Annotated in this window: 20 protein-coding genes; 12 read left to right on the top strand and 8 right to left on the bottom strand. The window is 62.7% G+C overall.

The window, feature by feature from the left end; translation table 11 throughout:
• Positions 1-504 precede the first annotated feature (504 nt).
• Both HBF25_RS00770 and HBF25_RS00765 read right to left on the bottom strand, forming a co-directional pair.
• On the bottom strand, positions 505-1,161 hold the full coding sequence (locus HBF25_RS00770; RefSeq protein ID WP_166945629.1) for a glutathione S-transferase family protein: 657 nt from the start codon (positions 1,159-1,161) through the stop codon (positions 505-507).
• 95 nt (positions 1,162-1,256) lie between these two features.
• Positions 1,257-2,225: a GlxA family transcriptional regulator gene (locus tag HBF25_RS00765; RefSeq protein WP_166945628.1), complete on the bottom strand. Its 969-nt coding sequence runs from the start codon at positions 2,223-2,225 to the stop codon at positions 1,257-1,259.
• A 115-nt stretch (positions 2,226-2,340) separates the two neighbouring features.
• On the opposite strand from HBF25_RS00765, the gene HBF25_RS00760 reads away from it, so the two are divergent.
• From HBF25_RS00760 to HBF25_RS00750, 3 genes are all read left to right on the top strand, one after another.
• Positions 2,341-2,742, top strand: coding sequence for an MAPEG family protein (locus HBF25_RS00760; RefSeq protein ID WP_166945626.1), 402 nt, complete (start codon positions 2,341-2,343; stop codon positions 2,740-2,742).
• A gap of 100 nt (positions 2,743-2,842) precedes the next feature.
• The gene (locus HBF25_RS00755) at positions 2,843-2,980 is read left to right on the top strand and encodes a hypothetical protein (protein WP_166945625.1); all 138 of its coding nucleotides are present in this window, start codon (positions 2,843-2,845) and stop codon (positions 2,978-2,980) included.
• 176 nt (positions 2,981-3,156) lie between these two features.
• Positions 3,157-4,062: a haloalkane dehalogenase gene (locus HBF25_RS00750; RefSeq protein ID WP_208392352.1), complete on the top strand. Its 906-nt coding sequence runs from the start codon at positions 3,157-3,159 to the stop codon at positions 4,060-4,062.
• Between the two features lie 390 nt (positions 4,063-4,452).
• Here the strand turns inward: HBF25_RS00750 and HBF25_RS00745 are convergent, their stop codons facing one another.
• Positions 4,453-5,055, bottom strand: coding sequence for an NADPH-dependent F420 reductase (locus HBF25_RS00745; RefSeq protein WP_166945622.1), 603 nt, complete (start codon positions 5,053-5,055; stop codon positions 4,453-4,455).
• Positions 5,056-5,258: 203 nt separating this feature from the next.
• On the opposite strand from HBF25_RS00745, the gene HBF25_RS00740 reads away from it, so the two are divergent.
• From HBF25_RS00740 to HBF25_RS00725, 4 genes are all read left to right on the top strand, one after another.
• Positions 5,259-6,173: a LysR substrate-binding domain-containing protein gene (locus HBF25_RS00740; RefSeq protein WP_166945621.1), complete on the top strand. Its 915-nt coding sequence runs from the start codon at positions 5,259-5,261 to the stop codon at positions 6,171-6,173.
• A 30-nt stretch (positions 6,174-6,203) separates the two neighbouring features.
• A complete protein-coding gene (locus HBF25_RS00735) occupies positions 6,204-6,653 on the top strand; it encodes a GNAT family N-acetyltransferase (RefSeq protein WP_166945620.1) in 450 nt (149 codons plus the stop codon).
• Between the two features lie 102 nt (positions 6,654-6,755).
• On the top strand, positions 6,756-7,529 hold the full coding sequence (gene dsbG / locus HBF25_RS00730) for a thiol:disulfide interchange protein DsbG (protein ID WP_166945618.1): 774 nt from the start codon (positions 6,756-6,758) through the stop codon (positions 7,527-7,529).
• A gap of 261 nt (positions 7,530-7,790) precedes the next feature.
• Complete coding sequence (locus tag HBF25_RS00725) at positions 7,791-8,441, top strand: winged helix-turn-helix domain-containing protein (protein WP_166945617.1); 651 nt, start codon at positions 7,791-7,793, stop codon at positions 8,439-8,441.
• 93 nt (positions 8,442-8,534) lie between these two features.
• Here the strand turns inward: HBF25_RS00725 and HBF25_RS00720 are convergent, their stop codons facing one another.
• Positions 8,535-9,482 (bottom strand): LysR family transcriptional regulator, encoded by a 948-nt coding sequence (locus HBF25_RS00720; RefSeq protein WP_166945615.1) that lies wholly within the window; start codon positions 9,480-9,482, stop codon positions 8,535-8,537.
• Positions 9,483-9,573: 91 nt separating this feature from the next.
• Here HBF25_RS00720 and HBF25_RS00715 point away from each other — a divergent pair, with 91 nt between their 5' ends.
• Positions 9,574-10,449, top strand: coding sequence for an NmrA family NAD(P)-binding protein (locus HBF25_RS00715; protein ID WP_166945614.1), 876 nt, complete (start codon positions 9,574-9,576; stop codon positions 10,447-10,449).
• Positions 10,450-10,589: 140 nt separating this feature from the next.
• Here the strand turns inward: HBF25_RS00715 and HBF25_RS00710 are convergent, their stop codons facing one another.
• From HBF25_RS00710 to gcvA, 4 genes are all read right to left on the bottom strand, one after another.
• A complete protein-coding gene (locus HBF25_RS00710) occupies positions 10,590-11,792 on the bottom strand; it encodes a DUF2252 family protein (protein WP_166945613.1) in 1,203 nt (400 codons plus the stop codon).
• 174 nt (positions 11,793-11,966) lie between these two features.
• Entirely contained in the window at positions 11,967-12,236 is a 270-nt protein-coding gene (locus HBF25_RS00705) for a hypothetical protein (protein WP_166945611.1), read from the bottom strand.
• 29 nt (positions 12,237-12,265) lie between these two features.
• Positions 12,266-12,412: a hypothetical protein gene (locus HBF25_RS00700; RefSeq protein WP_166945610.1), complete on the bottom strand. Its 147-nt coding sequence runs from the start codon at positions 12,410-12,412 to the stop codon at positions 12,266-12,268.
• 82 nt (positions 12,413-12,494) lie between these two features.
• Entirely contained in the window at positions 12,495-13,409 is a 915-nt protein-coding gene (gene gcvA, locus HBF25_RS00695) for a transcriptional regulator GcvA (RefSeq protein ID WP_166945608.1), read from the bottom strand.
• A 140-nt stretch (positions 13,410-13,549) separates the two neighbouring features.
• On the opposite strand from gcvA, the gene HBF25_RS00690 reads away from it, so the two are divergent.
• Genes HBF25_RS00690 through HBF25_RS00675 form a run of 4 tightly spaced genes read left to right on the top strand, consistent with a single transcriptional unit; the run spans position 13,550 to position 16,413 of the window.
• Positions 13,550-13,906, top strand: coding sequence for a carboxymuconolactone decarboxylase family protein (locus tag HBF25_RS00690; protein WP_425483418.1), 357 nt, complete (start codon positions 13,550-13,552; stop codon positions 13,904-13,906).
• Positions 13,907-13,913: 7 nt separating this feature from the next.
• Positions 13,914-14,567, top strand: coding sequence for a cupin domain-containing protein (locus HBF25_RS00685; protein ID WP_166945606.1), 654 nt, complete (start codon positions 13,914-13,916; stop codon positions 14,565-14,567).
• Positions 14,561-15,676 carry a flavin monoamine oxidase family protein gene (locus tag HBF25_RS00680; protein ID WP_341778001.1) on the top strand — a complete coding sequence of 372 codons (1,116 nt, stop codon included), beginning with the start codon at positions 14,561-14,563 and terminating at the stop codon, positions 15,674-15,676. The genes HBF25_RS00685 and HBF25_RS00680 overlap by 7 nt, the downstream gene beginning before the upstream one ends.
• Positions 15,673-16,413, top strand: a complete 741-nt coding sequence (locus HBF25_RS00675; RefSeq protein WP_166945604.1) for an SDR family oxidoreductase — start codon at positions 15,673-15,675, stop codon at positions 16,411-16,413. The genes HBF25_RS00680 and HBF25_RS00675 overlap by 4 nt, the downstream gene beginning before the upstream one ends.
• Positions 16,414-16,423 lie beyond the last annotated feature (10 nt).

Raw genomic sequence — 16,423 nt, 5'->3', positions numbered from 1 at the left:
GCCTTCCTACGTTCTCCTCACACTTGTCGCCTGCATGAAGACGAGTGGCGATACAACGCAACGCGTCGCAAGCGACAATTCGAATGGCATCTGACAGGTAGCCCCTTTTCCGCCTTTGCACTCCTGTTGTGCCGTGTTTATCCGTGCAGGCCTGACGTTACCGACGCTGATTCAGGACATGTCGCACGGTGGTGCCTGCCGGCTTCGGGCCATGGCATGCGGAAGAAGTGCGGATCCCTTGAGCGTGACGCTCGACCTGTTGCGGGTCTTGACGTTTGCAGCCGGCTGCCCCGGCGCTTTGGTGGGCCCGATAATTCATGCGATCCATGAAAGAGCCGTGAAGTTGCCGCCGATTCGGCATGTTCACTGGTCAGTGCCGGGTGGAAAAGGGTATTTCCCGGTGAGCGGTCGCTCTATTTATGCCGTAAATGCGCATGAACTTGCGAAGGGAGTGCCCGAAACGCCGGCATGGCACCCATGATGGCTACGGCGGAGTCGCTCTTCCTACGCGCAGCCCGCATCAGGCCCGGCGTTGACGGCCCATTGCGCCGCATAAGCCCGACGGTAGGCAGGCCTGGCCTCACCCCGGGCGACATAAGCGGCCAGGGAGGGATGTTCATCCAGGATGCCCGATGGCCGCAGCCTCAGCATCACCGAGATCATCATCAGGTCGCCTGCGCTGAATGCACCATCAAGCCATTCAGCCTCACCAAGCCACATGGCGAGCTGGCGAAGCCGCTGACCGATGCGTTCCTTGACCAGTGGCATGCGTTCGGCAGTCCAGGGCTTGTCACCTTCGGCGAACCTGGCATTGCTTAGTTCGAGGATGGGTGGTTCCACCGTACTGAGGGCGGCAAACAGCCAGGTAATGGCGCGTGCCCTTGCATTGGCATCGTCGGGCAGCAGGCCCGCATGATGCGTGGCAAGATGGAGAAGGATCGATCCGGTCTCGAACAGCACCAGCTCACCTTCTTCGAAGGTGGGAATCTGCCCGAACGGATGGCGGGCCAGGTGTGCGGGCTCCTTCATCGTCTTGAACGATACGAAGCGCACCTCGTAGGGCAGCCCCAGCTCTTCCAGCGCCCAACGCACACGCGTGTCGCGCGCAAGTCCCTTGCCGCCATCGGGCGACCTGTCAAAGGCGGTGATGGTGATGGACATCGTCGGGCTCCTTCGGTGGATGGACCGTGCTGGCGCCTGCTGATACTAGACCCGAAGGCGTGAACCCATCGATGCCAAGGGCGCTGAAGCGAGTTTCAAGTACCCCGCATCGGTGACCGGAGCTCGCGTACACCCTTGCCGAGCTTGCGGCGAAGCAGGTTGCGCAGCGTGCCGGCATTCGCATAACCCACCTCGCTGGCCACGGCATCGATATGCATGCCTTCAGCCACCAGTTCCTGCGCACGCTCCAGACGCAGGTCCTGAAAGAAAGCCAGGGGTGATTTGCCCAGGACATCTTCCGTGCGTCGCTGGAGGGTGCGCGGATGGACATGCAGTTTGTCGGCCGCATCCTGCAATGAAAACCCCATGGCAAGATTCGCACGGGCCCAGCGGTCGAATCGCGCGACCATCGGGTCGGCCCGGGCCAGGTGATCGGGAATGACATACCGGGCCTGGGTGGCACGCCGGTCGATCAGCATATAGCTGGCAACGACGGAGGCGAGATCCGGGCTTGCCTGTTGCACGAGCCAGAGCGCCAGGTCGAGATGGCCCATCATCGAACCGGCCGTCACCGTCTTGCCCGAGGTAACCAGCATGCGCGAATGATCCAGGCAGACCTGTGGATATCTCTGCCGGAACAGCGGCGACAGTGCCCAGGTCGTCGTGGCATCGTGCCCGTCAAGCAATCCCGCTTCGGCCAGCAGGAAGGTGCCTATGCACGCTGCCGCCATACCGCAACCGGCATCATGCCAGGTACGCAGGCATTCGCTGGCGGCGATGACATCGCGTCGCTCCAGAACGGCCAGCAGGCGTTCGGGACGCTTTTCGTTGATGGCGGGAACCACGACCCAATGTGGACGCGGATGGGCCTGTGCGGCATCGACCTGCAAGGAAAACCCCAGTCCGGTCCTGATCCTCCGGCGTACGCCGACCAGCGCCACGTCGAACGGCCTTTTTCGCGCGCCGCCCTGGAGCGCGAGTTCGTTCGCGGTTTCCAGCGTATCCAGCAGCGCCGTCATGCCCGTATCGAAGACACCATCCAGGGCGAGGACGCAGATCTTCATGTCGTAAACAGTTCCCATTATGTCGTTCGCGACTCTATCGACCGGACAGGACGAGGTCTAGACTCGCCTCAACCTTGATCACCAAGGCATGCGATACCTACCGGAGGAACCCACCGTGACACTGACCATCGAACTGCGTTACCTCGCGATCACCGTCGTCGTCACGGCCCTGATGTGGGTGCCTTATATCCTGGGACGCATGGTGGCGCACGGTCCGATGGCGGCGGCCGCCAACCCGGATTTCGAGCGTCGCCCCGATCCGGCCTGGGCGCGCCGGGCGCGCGCGGCGCATGCCAATGCCATCGAGAACCTGGCGGTGTATGCGCCGCTGGTACTCATTGCTTCGCTGGTGGGTATCAGCACGGCAGGTACCGTGCTGGCCGCCAAGCTGTACCTGGTCGCGCGTATCGTTCATTACGTCGTCTATGCCGCTGGTATCCCGGGCATACGCACGCTGGCCTTCCTGGCCGGTGTCGTCGCGACCCTGATGGTGGCCTGGCCCATCTTCTCGCGATGACGGTGCCCAGTTTCCTGGTACTACCCTTGATCGTAGAAGCATCGGGGCTGATTGGAGTCCTGCCAGAGCGACTGGCGCGAAAGGCAATAAAACGACGGCCATGGCCGTGTTTGAGCTGCCCTTCGATGCCGAGCCAGTCACGTGCAGCATGCTGGCGTCCGCCGCCCTGATGCCGCATCCGGAAATGCAGTGGATGCAGCAACAACTCACCCTCGCCGCGGCCGAATCCGTCGCCTAGATCCCGATTGTCCGGATAGCGGTAACAGATCGTCCGGAGCGGACGGCTGTATAGCGTCTGTCGACCGGAATAGCCTGACCAAACGCTGATCGAGCGGGCCAGAAGGCCTGGATCGTTGAGGTATCGACGATCGGCTTCGTGACGCCGGATCAATCATTCATCGTGAGGGCTTCACCGTGTCAACCGCGCGTTCGACTTCCTTTTCCACCGATCCTGAGTCCCATGGCGACCGGCATCAGCGCCGTAGCGTGCCTGTACTCGATTCCAGCATGAGCTATGTCGATGTGGGTGAAGGTCGGCCCATCGTCTTCCTGCATGGCAATCCCACCTGGTCATACGTGTGGCGGAATGTCATCCCGTATGTAAAAGGAAACGGGCGCTGCCTCGCCCCCGATCTGATCGGCATGGGCCTGTCGGGGCTATCGCCTTCGGGCAGCTACCGTTTCCATGACCATGTTCGTTACCTGGATGCATGGTTCGGGAAAATGAACCTGGGCGAGAAGATCGTGCTCGTCTCCCACGACTGGGGCACGGCGCTGGCCTCGTACTGGGCGAGCCGGTACCGGTCACGTGTGGCGGGATTCGCCTATATGGAGGGGATCATCAGGCCATCGCGCTGGTCCGAGTTTCCGGATGGCATGCGAAAGATGTTCCAGGCACTGAGGTCGCCGGTGGGAAGGAAGATGATCATGGAGGAAAACCTCTTCATTGAAGGCATCTTTCCGCATACGGTCATTGAAAAGATGGACGACGAGACCATGAATGGCTATCGCATGCCCTATCGCGATCCGGAAAGGCGCGAAGCCATGCTCGCATGGCCACGAGAGCTCCCCATCAATGGCGAGCCCGAAGAAGTGGCGGATATCGTGACTTCCGCAAGCGAATGGATAGCGAGATCGGATATCCCGAAGCTGCTTATCGCCGGCGATCCGGGGGCAGCGCTTTCCGGCGCCGCGCTGGACTACGCCCGGAGCTGGTCGAACCAGAAAGAGGTGAAAGTGAAGGGATCGCATGTCTTGCAGGAAGATTCGCCACGTGACATCGGACAGGCGCTGTCCGAGTTCATCGGGAACCTTCCGTGACAGAACCCGGCAAAGACGCATTCCTGTGGTCACCGGTGCGAATGCATTCGTTGACGAACCATGCGGAGGCTTCCCGCGTGGCCGATGCGCACCGACCTTGCCCCGGACGCCACCTGACCCGTTCCCGTCAGTGAATAAACGAAATACCTTTAGCTCGAGGCAAGTATTGGCATGACGATGAACATCCTTGTTTCAGTCTGGAAGATCATTTTGTGGATTTCCGGGCTGGCGGGCGAAATGCTCGGCTAGACCGGATCGGTAGACTCATTTGCCCGGGAGCCAGATAACTGACTCCCGGGCTTTGTCGTGTGTTGCAACTACCGGCGCCGTTCCGTCGACTCCGGTTGATGCGATGCGCCAGGTGTCCCGGGCCGATGACGACAGACGCACTTAAGTGAACTGCACCAGATTGAGACCAGCAAGCGACCCGCCGGCCTGTTGCAGTCGTCCACCCTGTACCAGACTACCCAGATCCACAGATGCCCACCCCGAGGTGGCGATGATGGATTTCACGGTAGCCTTGGCGGTGGGATCGTCACCGGAGTAGAAAATCACCCTGCGGCCACCGCCCTTGCCCGGATTGGAACCCAGCATATCCGCCAGCAAGGTATTGAAGGCCTTGACGACATGGACACCGGGCAGCATGCCGGCGATGACTTCGCTCGAAGTCTTATCCCCGATATCGATGAGGGAAATATGTCCGTCTTTCTCCATGTAGGGGTTGGTCGTATCGATCACTATTTTTCCCTTCAGCGAGCCGAGCGAGGCGATGGCCTCGCCGGCATCCTCCCAGCGGACAGCCAGAACGATCACATCCTGTGCAGCCACCTCCGCGACGGAACCTGCGCGAGCACCAGGGCCCAGCTGGCCCATGAGGCGGGAAAGGGATTCTGGTCCACGCCGGTTGGCGAGCACCACCTGATGTCCTGTGCGCACCATGCGCAAGGCGAGTGCCGAGCCCAGACGGCCCGTACCGAGGATGCCGATTCTCATACTGGATTTCCTGCTTTCTTTTCGTCAGGGAACAAAGCCCCTATGGAGCCGGGGCATGTCGATCAGGTCTTGAGCGTCTTCGGGAACGGAGCATTCCCGGCCAACTTGACCATGCGTGGGAGGTTCCTACAGGCTAGAACACGAAAAAACGGGCATATAGCCGCCATAGTCGAACGCGCCGTTACCCCTGACCGGACAATCCAGTGAAGACCCAGGCGATCCTCGAAGATCTCAACGATCTCTACTATTTCGTGATGGTGGCCGAGCACGGTGGATTTTCCGCGGCCGCTCGCGTGCTGGATATTCCGAAGTCGAGACTCAGCGCCCGGGTTGCCATGCTCGAAGAGCGTCTTGGTGCACGCCTGCTTCACCGGACCACGCGGCGGGTGACATTGACCGAGCTGGGTACCCGGTTCTTTGCGCACAGCCAGTCTTCGATAGAACAGGCGTTGGCCGCACAGGAAGTCGTCGATGTGGCGAGCGCCAGTCCGGGCGGGCTGGTCCGCCTGAGTTGCCCCGCCCTGGCGACGCGGCTCTATCTTGCTCCGCACCTTCCGACGTTCATGGCCTCCTATCCGAACGTTCGCCTGGTGGTCGTGACCACCGACCGGCGCGTCGACCTCCAGGGAGAGTCCATCGATGTCGCGATAAGGCTCTATCGTCCTGACGACATGGAGCCCGATCTTGTTACCAAGCGGCTCGGAGTGAGCAGGCGCATTCTTGTTGCAGGCAGAAACTACGAACCACATACCGCGCTGTCGCATCCGGAAGACCTGCGCCAGGAGCGCACCCTCGTCTATGGGGCAGGAGACGGGTGGCAGGAATGGACGCTGGTCAATGCGACGGGCCAGTCGGCGATGGTTCGCCACCAGCCGGTGCTTACCTGCATGGATAGCGAAGCCGTCCTCAACGCCACCATGCGCGGGTTGGGTATCGCCATGCTGCCCGACGCAGCCTGCAAGGCAGCGCTGGATCGTGGCGACGTCGTCAAGGTACTCGAAGGCTGGAGCACACCGGAGCTGGTGCTGCACCTTGTCTTTCCGTCGCGGCGGTACATGCTGCCCTCTGTGCGGGCGCTGGTAGACTTTCTTGCTGACACGTTGCCTGCGCTGACCTGATACCCCACGCAGTTCCAGGAAAACTTTCGCATGTCTGATCACCTCATCATCCGGGATGCCAACACCGCCGACGAAGCTGCGTGGTTGGCCTTGTGGGCCGGCTACAACGCGTTCTACGAAGCGAGCGTTGCCCCGGAAGTCACAGCGAGAACGTGGCAGCGCATCCTCGGCACGGATTCCGCACTGACCTGCCGCGTGGCCGACATGGACGGCACCGTGGTCGGCTTCAGCATCAGCCTCCTGCATGAGGGAACCTGGGTAGTGGAACCGGTGTGCTATCTCGAAGACCTGTTCGTCGATCCGTCCTGCCGTGGCAAGGGCATCGGGCGAAAGCTCATCGAAGACCTCGTAACGTCAGGCAAGTCACAGGGCTGGTCGCGCCTCTACTGGCACACGCGCCAGGACAATCCGGCAAGGCGTCTTTACGACGAATTCGTCAGCGCCGATGACTTCGTTCGTTACAGCCTGCGGCTGCGCTAGGCTCTCAGCCAAAAGCTGATCCGGCGCCCCTTGGGTTTCGCATGTAAGGAAAACCGGCGAACATCGGTCTGTCCCTGAAGAACAACCGATGAAGGAATGCCCATGATCCGTTTGCCCCTGTGGCCCCGCGCCGTCCTCGCCATGGCCATCATGGTCTCGACCGGAGCCCATGCGGCCGATGGCAAGACCCCGCCACCCGTGCTCAAGGCCTTGCAGGCGCAAGGCCTCACCGACGTCCAGGAGTTCGACGCGGGCAGCAGCGTACGGGGTTTTGCAGGCATCGTCGGCGACGAGCCCATGTCGGTCTATGTCACGCCTGACGGCAATGCCATCGTCGGCACGCGCGTCGATGCCCAGGGCAGCCGGATCGATGCGAAGAAAATGGACGAGCTGGTGATCAAGCCGCGTGCGGCGAAGATCATGAAGCAGCTGTCCGAGTCGAAGTGGGTGCTGGACGGCAAGCCCAGCGCGCCGCGCGTGGTCTATGTCTTCACCGATCCGAACTGCCCCTACTGCCATGCGTTCTGGGAAGCGGCGCGGCCGTGGGTGGAAAGCGGAAAGGTGCAGATCCGTTATCTGGTCGTGGGCATCATCCGCGAGGACAGCCCGGCCAAGGCGGCGGCCATCCTCGGTGCGAAGGATCCGGCCGAAGCCCTTACCCGCAACGAAAAAGCGTTCTCCAAGGGTGGCATTGCGGCGGAGAAGACCATTTCGCCCGAGGTGCAGAAGCAGCTCGACGGCAACCTTGCGCTGATGATGTCGCTGGATATCCAGGGTACGCCGGGCATCGTGCAGCAGGGTGCGGACGGCAAGCTGTCGAAGTTCGGCGGCATGCCGCGCTCGGGCGGCCTCGAAAGTATCCTGGGCCCGAAGTAACGGCAGGAGCGCGCCTTGCGCGCGACCATCGTCATGATGGCTATGGCGAGGGAAGCGTTGTGCTGATGGGGCGGGCGGTGATCGCTCGCTTCGTCGGATCGGGTGTTTTACCTGGTTTGTCTTCGCTTGTGCGGTCGCGGACAAGGTTCGCTCCTACAGGGGCTTCGTAGGTCCTGTGGATAAGTGGGCTGGCCGAAGTCGTGTAACGGAAGTGGCGTGATTCACGGCACAATCGGGTTCTCCAAAGGAGCCGGTTGCCACATGTACGTCATCATCGTCGAAGAAGATCCACGCCAGGGCATGGCGATGAAGCGCGCCTTCGAACAGATGGCCTGTACGGTCTTGTGGATCAACGCGGGCAATAGTGCGTTGGAAGCGCTGCGCCAGCCCGATGCGGATCTCGTGGTAATTGCGTTGCCCGAGCCCGTGGATACCGGGTTGCTGCGTGATGCAAGGCGCGCCGGAGTACGCACGCCGATTCTCGTCATCGTGGCCTGCGACAGCGCCAGGGCGCGTATCGACGCCCTGGATGCTGGTGCCGACGACTGTCTTGCCACGCCCTTCGACCTTGACGAACTCACGGCACGGGCCCGCTGCCTGGCACGACGCCATGAAGGACAAGCCGACAACGGGATGCAGGCAGGCCCTATCCACATGGATATCGGCCGGCTCGAAGTCTCGCTGGAGGGACGCCGTGTGGAGCTTACCCGCAGGGAATTCGCCGTCTTGCGCGCGCTGATGTGCCGGCCAGGTCGCATCGTGCAGCGTGATGTCATCGAACGCTCGGTCTATGGCTGCGATTCCGACGTGGGCTCCAACGCGCTGGAAGTGCTGGTGCACTCCTTACGTCGCAAGCTCGGGCAAGAGGCCATCGGCACCGTTCGTGGCTTCGGCTACATGGTCAGGAAGTAAGTCTCAAGATTTGAGAATCATCTGTGTATCGCACCGCCGATGCATGTGGACTTCCCTGTGGATATGTATGCAGTTATCCACAACGACGTACATTCAGTCCGGTTCGATACCTCGGGTTTCCGTGACCGGAACCGCCGCTACGACGGCCATCAGCTGCTGGCGTAACCAGGCGGACCGCGGGTCGCGATGAGTCCTCGCATGCCAGATCATGGACAACGGGAAAGGCGCCAGTGCGAAGGGCAGTTCAAGCAGGGCCAGCGGTAGCTGGCGCGACAGGTACAACGCCAGGCGTTCGGGAATTACCGCAACCATGTCGCCCTGTGCCACCACCAGGGGGGCCGTAAGGAACTGGGGAAGACGCAACGCGATACGGCGGGAATGCCCCATCGATGCGAGCGCCGTATCGACGAGGCCCGGGCCATCGCCCGTGATGGTCGTCACGACATGAGCCAGCGACAGGAAGGCCGGGAGATTCCATGGTGCCTGACGAATCGGATGATCACGCCGGATCACGCACACCAGCCGTTCGTCGTACAGCTGCTTCGAGTGCATGTTGGCGGGTAGCGCATCGACGTCGAAACGACCGATGGCGACATCGGCATCGCCGCGCGTAACGAGGTCCACGTTGTCGCCCCGGGCAGGAAGCACGGCGACATCCACGTTGGGTGCAAGCTCTTGCAGGCGCGCCGAAAGGCCAGGTACGACCAGCGTCGTCAGGTGATCCATGCTGGCGACGGTGAAGCGGCCTACCAGTGTCCATGGCTCGAAGCGTACCGGCGCAACGATCTGCCGGACTTCTACCAACAGGCGTTCCAGCGGCTCCGCGAGTGACAGTGCGCGTGGGGTCAGTTCCTGTCCCTGCGGTGTGCGCACCAGCAGGGGATCCCCGAGCAGTTTGCGCAACCGCGCCAGGGCACGGCTGGCGGCGGGCTGGCTGAGGCCCAGTCGTACACCGGCACGCGTGACGCTGCCTTCCTTCAGCAAGGCGTCCAGCACCTTCAGCAGGTTGAGATCGAGCGAAGCGATATCCACCGGATGCATGTCGGCTATGTCTTTGCTGCATTTGGGGAGGGGGCGTGCGATCACCATTCTAGGCGGGTCGCCCGGTCCGGGCATGCATGTCAGGTGAATCATGTACGTCGTCACAGGTGTCACCGGTCGTACCGGCCGCGTCGTGGCCTTGCGTCTTCTTGCAGAAGGCGAGCCGGTACGCGTGGTGTTGAGGGATATCAGCAAGGCTGCGCAATGGCAGGAGCGCGGCGCGGAGGTCGTCGTGGCCGACTTCTCCGACGTGGAGGGCATGGCGGCTGCCTTTGCGGGAGCCACCGCAGCGTACCTCGTCAAGCCGCCGGGCTACGACCGCGAAGACCTCTTCGAGCATGCGCAGAGGACGACGGATGCCGTAACGGAAGCGATCCGTCGGGCTGGTCTGCCGAAGCTCGTCCTGCTTTCGTCGATTGGAGCGGATCGCGATGGTGTCGGCGTGATCGCCACCAACCGCATGGCCGAGCAACGCATGGCGACGCTTGGCATCCCCGTGGCCTTCCTGCGCGCCGCCTACTTCATGGAGAACTGGGAGCGGGTCTTTGCCGTGGCGGCCAGCGAGGGTGTGCTGCCCAGTCTGCTGGCGCCTGTGGATAAAGCGCTTCCCATGATCGCTACGGCCGATATCGGCGATGTGGCCGCCGACATGCTGCGGCAGTCGTGGGAAGGCCGTCGCATCATCAACCTGGAAGGTCCGCAAGCCCGCTCTCCGGATGAGATTGCCAGGGCATTGGGCCACGCGCTGGGCCGGACGGTAACGGCCGCGGCCCTCGATGAAAACGCATGGGAAGGCGTATTGGCGCAGAACCCGTTCTCACGAACTGCGATCAGGGGCTTCGTCGAAATGAACCAGGCGATCAACAGTGGCCATATCGCGTTCGATCACGAGGGGGCCGAACATGTGCGGGGCCATCGTTCGTTCGAGGACGTCGTGGCGGGCATGGCCTTACCCCTTTCGAGGTAAGGCTCTTTTCGAGCAGGGGATCAACCTGTGGATATGTGCTTTGTTATCCACAAGCCATGCGTAGCAGCACAAGCGCGCTTGTCGGTATGTCTGTGGATATCTACCGGGTTATCCACAAGGCGCCGGCGGGCGCACTCGCCTCAACGCAGTTCGTTGGCGAAGCGCCGGCAATGTTCCAGGTAACCACCCTCGTGCGCCTGGACCAGCTCGACGACGCTGCGCCACAGCCATGAGGGGGCATCGATGCTCCTGGGCCGGTTACGCGCCAGCTCGCCCAGCCAGCTCTTGCGTTCGGGCCATGAGAGCTGGCTCGCATGCGCACGGCCCACCACATTGCCGAGATAATGGGCGACGTCCATGGCTTCGGTGTCGGCCAGGCGCTCCAGGTCGATCTTTAGGTCCTGCGGGCGCAGCTCGCGCACGAACACCGTGCGGCCCTGGATGCGTCCGGTCATCATACGTTCGCCGAGGTTGGGGGCCAGGTGCAACGCACCCTGCTTCACGCGTTCGGCGTTATCGCGTGGCATGCCCGCATCGGCACTGCGGGGCGCGGCAGCCTTCAGGGCTTCCTTGACGTCGACCAGACACAACTCGTCCGGCGAACCCTTGGCGGCCAATCGCACGAGCAGGGCATAACGCAGGCGCCCGAGCGAGCTGCAACCCTTCACCCAGTACTTCGCATCCAGCAGTTCGATCGTGGCATCGTCGTCGCGGTGAACCAGCTGGGTCACCAGCGCACGCATGCCATCGGTGGCGGCAAGGCTCTCCAGTTGCGCCCGCTCTTCGTCGGTCACGGGCCAGAAGCGTTTACCCTCGGGAATATCGGGGCGCACGCCTTTCATGCGTTCCCGTGCCAGATGTTTCCAGCGGCGCTTGAGTGCCGCCTTCATCACCAGCCGGATGGTGTCCGGACGTGCCACCACGCGGTACTCCTTGCGACCGCCACCCATGCCGCGCTCGTATCCCGCGATCAGCTGCTCCACCATGCGGGTGGTGATCACGCCGGGCAGGTCGGAACCGCGTGCCGCGGTAGCGAGAGAGACCGCCAGCCGCACGATGTCGTGCGCGGGGTTGCCGATCACCGCCTGGTCGAGGTCACGGATCTGGATATCGAGCCCGCCCTCGCGGTCAGCCACCGGGCCGATATTGCTGACATGGCAATCGCCACAGATCCAGATATCGGGTCCCTTGGGCAGGGTGCGATCCGCACCTTCCAGCCACTCGTAGAACTGCAGGGTGTTCCCTCGCACGAAGGCATGCGCAGAGCGCGCCATCTTGAGATTGCGCAGGGCCGTGAGGTGGGGTTCGCGACGGTCGGGAGAGACGGCTTCGGAGCGGGACATGGATTTCGCAGATTCCTTCGCCCGGTGTGGAAGGGTGGGCGTTGGCAGCGTGTGCCCCACCAGGTGAAGCCAGCGAGATGCCCGCACACCATCGGCCCCCTGTAGGAGCGCGCCTCGCGCGCGACCGCTGTTAATGCCACATCCGCACCGTTGGGCCGCGCGCAAGGCGCGCTCCTACAGGGCGTCTTTCGATCCCAGTGCCACGACGGCGCCGTCACCCGCTTCCGCGCGCCGTACCGCACGTGGCACCGAAGGGGAGGTGCGTCCCAGCGTGATGTTCTTCGACGCGCGCACCTCACGGTTGGAGAAGGTCCAGATCTCCCCGGTCGCCGTGATGAACACCGTCCAGTACAGATCGGACTCCGGGCCATAGTCGATCAGGATATGGGCAAAACCTTCGCCCTTCGGGGTGTTCATCGGCAGCGGCGGGTTGAGCTGGAGCATCGGCGTTCTCCTCGAAGGTGCAGGACAGGTTATTTCTGCTGCTGGTTGTCTTCGCCCGAATCGTCCTTCGGGTCACCCGAATCGTTGGTTTCGCGCTGGCGCGTGGGGTTGCGCGGATGCTCCGGCGGATCGTTCTGGCCGGGGTGTTGCGGCGGACGGTTTTTCTCGTTGGCCATGACAGGACTCCTGAAAAGAGATTCCAGCCTTACCAGAAGACCTTGAACGACCCGTGCGTTGTTTGTGAGGACGCCTTGACGTTCAGGCGGCACGTGCCTCGTGCATGAGCCAGTCGCGAAACGCCAGCAGCTTCGGCAGCGAGGCGCATTCGGCACGATAGACCACGAAGTAGGCCAGTTCGGAAGCCTGCCCGATATGGGGAAACAATCGCACGAGCCTGCCGCTGGCCAGGTCGTCCCTCACCATGACACTGCGGGCAAGCGCGACACCATGGCCGTCGATGGCCGCCTGGAGCACGGCGGCCGAGTTGTTGATGCGCAGGCCACGCGTGGTATCCACCTCCGGCGTACCCGCGTGGGCAAGCCATGTGGGCCAGGATGCAAAACCGATATGCGTATCCACGGACTGATCGTGTATCAGCATGCGTGCCGACAGCGAGGATGGCTCGCTGACGTCCGGGTGCTGCCGAAGCCATTGCGGCGAGCATACGGGAAAGAGTTGTTCGTCCATCAGCTTCTCGGCTACGAGGCCTGGCCATTCGCCACGCCCATAGCGCACGCCGATATCGATGCCCTGAGCCGTGAAGTCCATCAGCTTCAGGCTGGTATCGAGGCGTACGTCCGTATCCGGGTACTCGGCCTGGAAATGTTCCAGGCGGGGCAACAGCCATTTGGCCGCGAATGCCGGGCTTACGGTCACGGTAAGGACACCGCTGGCTGACGACTCACGCAGGCGGCTGAGGCCCAGCGTAAGGCGGTCGAATCCCGCACGGATGTCGGGCAAAGCGCGTTCCGCCGCTTCGGTGGGCACCAGGCGGGCCTTGCCGCTGGTACTGCGATGGAACAGCCGGGTGCCGAGCCAGTCCTCCAGGCTGCGCACCAGCTGCCCCACGGCCGCGGGGGTGACGCTCAACTCGGCCGCGGCGGCCGAGAAGCTCTGGTGCCGGGCGCTGGCCTCGAAGGCACGCAGGGCGTTGAGGAAGACGGGTGATTTCATGGCGATAAAGAAATTCTTTATATGAGCCCAAGAATATACCGTTTGTGAGCCCGCAAGCCGGGGATCACCATGCTTCCCATAAAGCGAACCGAGCACACCGCCTTGCCGGGGTGTGAATAGTTTTTCTACCTCGATCACCCATGGGAAGCAACGCCATGCTGTATGACTGGAATACCTATCGCGACGAGCTGCATCGCACCGTCGGCGACTTCGCCAGGCTCAACCCGCCCGTGATGCGCGGGCTGTCGATGATGTCCAGCGGCGAGCAGGGCAACCACCTCAGTGCGAAGGTCCATGAGCTGATCGCCCTGGCGGTCGCCATCACGACCCGTTGCGACGGCTGCATTGCCACGCATGTGAAGATGGCGGCCGAACACGGGGCGACGCGCGAGGAAATCGCCGAGGCACTGGGTACGGCCATCGCACTCAATGCCGGCGCTGCCCTGACCTATACGGCGCGTACGCTGGATGCGTTCGACGCATTGCCGGCAGCCTGAGGCGGTCATGCGTATCCACGCCGATCTCTCTCAGCCGGCGATCGTTACACCAGGCGACTATCGCTGGGTGGATTCGCCGCAGCAGGGGGTCAACCGCATGATGCTCGACCGCATCGGCGAGGAATGTGCACGCGCTACCAGCCTGGTCCGCTATGAGCGCGGTACGTCGTTTCCTAGCCACGTCCACCCGGGCGGCGAAGAAATCCTGGTGCTCGAAGGCATCTTCCGCGATGACGGCGGTGACCACCCAGCGGGTTGCTACCTGCGTCATCCTTCAGGGTCGTCGCACGCACCATCCAGCACGCACGGCACGACGATCTTCGTGAAGCTTCGCCAGATGGATGAAGGCGATACGCGCGATGTCCGCGTGGACACGAGCGATCCATCGCAATGGGCGCCACGGCCCGGCGGGATGGTGTGCATTCTGCACACGTACGCGGATGAAAGCGTCGCCATACATCGGCTGGATGCGGGGTACGCGCTGTTCGACGAACCTGTGGATAACCTGGAGATATTCGTCGTCAGCGGTGAACTGCACGGCGAAACCACAGCTTATCCACAAGGTAGCTGGCTGCGGTTTCCTTCTGGGTGTCCCGTGCAATTCGTGGCGGGCAGCGAAGGCGTCACGGTCTACCTGAAAACGGGACACCTGCCGTGCTGATCCATCGCATCGTCATCATCGGTGCTGGCGTAGCCGGCCTGTATGCCGCTGCGCGGCTGCTGGAGCGTGGTCATCGCGAGGTCGTGCTGCTTGAAGCGCGGCAGCGCATCGGCGGGCGACTGCTGTCGTTTCCCGAAGGAGATCATGGAAACCGCTATGACCTCGGTGCCACCTGGTACTGGCCCGGCATGCAACACGAGCTGCACGAACTGGTTTCCCGCCTTGGCCTGATCACTATCGGTCAGCACGAGGCGGGGGACATGCTGGTCGAACGCAGCATCGGTCGCGCGCCGGATCGTTTCTCCGGCTTTATCTCTGCGCCTTCGTCGTTGCGGCTGGAAGGTGGCATGGTGGCCTTGGCCGAAGCACTGGCGCGGCGCATACCCGATGAATGCCTGTGGCCGGAGCACCGCGTAACACGTATCGCCACCGATGGAAAAACGGTGGACGTGCATGCAGTGCGTGGCGATGGAGCTTCGGTTTCATGGCAGGCAGCCCATGTGTTGCTGGCGCTTCCTCCACGTCTGGCGGCAGCCACGCTTGATCTGGTTCCCGCGCTGCCAGCCAGCGTGATGCGGCAGTGGCGATCGACGGGCACCTGGATGGCGCCCCACGCAAAGTACGTGGCCGTATACGACGAGCCCTTCTGGCGCGAACAAGGCCTGTCGGGCCATGCGCGTAGCAACACGGGGCCGCTCGTCGAAATACACGATGCGTCGCCTCGCGATGGCAGCGGCGCCTTGTTCGGCTTCATCGGCATACCGGCCACGATGCGGCGTCGCCTTTCGGATGAAGACCTGCGTATGCAATGCAGGGCGGAGCTGGCAAGGCTATTCGGCGAGCGGGCGGCCAAGCCGCGTGCCGAATACCTGAAAGACTGGGCATGCGATGCCCTGACGGCTACGGAAGACGACCAGATGGCCACGGGTCATCACGAACCAGCGGTATCCATCTCGCGTGTCGACGCGCCCTGGCATGCCGTCATGACCGGCATTGCCAGCGAGTGGTCGCCCTCGATGCCCGGCTACATCGCCGGTGCTATAGAGGCGGCGGACCATGGTGTCGACGTCGCGCTCGCTGGCATCCCCATAGCAGGAGTGAATTCATGAAACTCGAAGGCAAGACGGCGCTCGTCACGGGCGGCAGCAGTGGTATCGGGCTTGCGACGGCAGCATTGTTCGCTCGCGAAGGCGCACGTGTCGCAATCACCGGGCGCGATGCGGCACGGCTGGATGAGGTGGCAGTGACACTTGGCGATGCCGTGATACCCATCGTCGCTGACGTGTGTTCGCACGACGACCTCAATCGCATGCATCACGTGCTGCGCGATCGGCTCGGTGGACTCGATGTGTTCTTCGCCAATGCCGGCGTGGCCTTTGGCACACCGCTGGAATCCACCACGGAAGCTCGTTACGACGAGTTGATGGATATCAACGTCAAGGGCGTCTTCTTTTCCATGCAGGCGGTGTCGCCGCTGTTGCGCGAGGGAGCCTCGGTGATCCTCAACACCTCGTGGCTCAACGAAGTGGGCACGCCAGGCCTGTCGATGCTGTCGGCATCCAAGGCAGCCGTGCGTTCGCTGGCGCGCACATGGTCAGCAGAGCTGCTGGCGCGGCGCATCCGCGTCAATGCCGTCAGCCCTGGCGCCATCGACACGCCCATTCACGGCAGCGCATCCGATGCGGATGTCTCCGCTGCGAAGGCCCGCATTGCGCAACGCGTACCGCTTGGAAGGCTTGGTTTGGCCGACGACATCGCGCAGGCCGCGCTTTTCCTCGCCAGCGACGACTCCCGCTACATGCTGGGCGCAGAGATTGCCGTCGACGGCGGCTTTGCCCAGATCTGATCTCCCTTTA

Origin of the sequence: Luteibacter anthropi (assembly GCF_011759365.1) — a bacterium.
In the GTDB taxonomy this organism is placed as follows: domain Bacteria; phylum Pseudomonadota; class Gammaproteobacteria; order Xanthomonadales; family Rhodanobacteraceae; genus Luteibacter; species Luteibacter anthropi.
This window is presented reverse-complemented; position numbering and strand designations above follow the sequence as displayed.

What these genes read in the sequence shown, in the direction of transcription:
- gcvA (WP_166945608.1), bottom strand. Translation starts at nt 13,409, where the DNA reads ATGAAATCACCCGTCTTCCTCAACGCCCTGCGTGCCTTCGAGGCCAGC.
- HBF25_RS00675 (WP_166945604.1), top strand. Translation starts at nt 15,673, where the DNA reads ATGAAACTCGAAGGCAAGACGGCGCTCGTCACGGGCGGCAGCAGTGGT.
- HBF25_RS00725 (WP_166945617.1), top strand. Translation starts at nt 7,791, where the DNA reads ATGTACGTCATCATCGTCGAAGAAGATCCACGCCAGGGCATGGCGATG.
- HBF25_RS00765 (WP_166945628.1), bottom strand. Translation starts at nt 2,225, where the DNA reads ATGAAGATCTGCGTCCTCGCCCTGGATGGTGTCTTCGATACGGGCATG.
- HBF25_RS00685 (WP_166945606.1), top strand. Translation starts at nt 13,914, where the DNA reads ATGCGTATCCACGCCGATCTCTCTCAGCCGGCGATCGTTACACCAGGC.
- HBF25_RS00700 (WP_166945610.1), bottom strand. Translation starts at nt 12,412, where the DNA reads ATGGCCAACGAGAAAAACCGTCCGCCGCAACACCCCGGCCAGAACGAT.
- HBF25_RS00745 (WP_166945622.1), bottom strand. Translation starts at nt 5,055, where the DNA reads ATGAGAATCGGCATCCTCGGTACGGGCCGTCTGGGCTCGGCACTCGCC.
- HBF25_RS00710 (WP_166945613.1), bottom strand. Translation starts at nt 11,792, where the DNA reads ATGTCCCGCTCCGAAGCCGTCTCTCCCGACCGTCGCGAACCCCACCTC.
- HBF25_RS00755 (WP_166945625.1), top strand. Translation starts at nt 2,843, where the DNA reads ATGGCCGTGTTTGAGCTGCCCTTCGATGCCGAGCCAGTCACGTGCAGC.
- HBF25_RS00720 (WP_166945615.1), bottom strand. Translation starts at nt 9,482, where the DNA reads ATGCATCCGGTGGATATCGCTTCGCTCGATCTCAACCTGCTGAAGGTG.
- HBF25_RS00690 (WP_425483418.1), top strand. Translation starts at nt 13,550, where the DNA reads ATGGGAAGCAACGCCATGCTGTATGACTGGAATACCTATCGCGACGAG.
- HBF25_RS00705 (WP_166945611.1), bottom strand. Translation starts at nt 12,236, where the DNA reads ATGCTCCAGCTCAACCCGCCGCTGCCGATGAACACCCCGAAGGGCGAA.
- HBF25_RS00770 (WP_166945629.1), bottom strand. Translation starts at nt 1,161, where the DNA reads ATGTCCATCACCATCACCGCCTTTGACAGGTCGCCCGATGGCGGCAAG.
- dsbG (WP_166945618.1), top strand. Translation starts at nt 6,756, where the DNA reads ATGATCCGTTTGCCCCTGTGGCCCCGCGCCGTCCTCGCCATGGCCATC.
- HBF25_RS00735 (WP_166945620.1), top strand. Translation starts at nt 6,204, where the DNA reads ATGTCTGATCACCTCATCATCCGGGATGCCAACACCGCCGACGAAGCT.
- HBF25_RS00715 (WP_166945614.1), top strand. Translation starts at nt 9,574, where the DNA reads ATGTACGTCGTCACAGGTGTCACCGGTCGTACCGGCCGCGTCGTGGCC.